1 protein-coding gene is annotated in these 325 nt (G+C 62.8%); it reads left to right on the forward strand.

Annotation, left to right across the window (positions count from 1 at the left end; all coding sequences use genetic code 11):
* Nucleotides 1-325 (forward strand): hypothetical protein (locus tag GCN75_RS28910; RefSeq protein WP_152285383.1); only part of this gene is annotated, 325 nt, incomplete at both ends.

The raw sequence follows: 325 nt of genomic DNA on the forward strand, positions 1-325 counted from the left end.
AGCCTGGACAACCGTGCCGGCAGCCTGGCGCAGACGGGTACCGGCCTGATGACGGTGAACGCTACCGGCCAGCTGGACAACACGGGCGGCAAGATCGAGGGCAATGGCGATGCGCTGGTGAAGGCCTTCACCTTGCTGAACAACACGGGCCGCATCGTGGCGGCGCAGGATGCCACATTGAACGTGGGTAGCCTGGACAATACGGAAGGTACGGTGGCGGCAGGCCGCAATCTGGCATTGAGCGGTGGCGACATCGACAATACCAAGGGCCAATTGCAGGCCGTGGCCGGCAACGCCACCCTGAACGTGGCGAACTTGAACAATA

Origin of the sequence: Janthinobacterium violaceinigrum, assembly GCF_009208555.1 — a bacterium.
Lineage (GTDB): Bacteria > Pseudomonadota > Gammaproteobacteria > Burkholderiales > Burkholderiaceae_D > Janthinobacterium > Janthinobacterium violaceinigrum.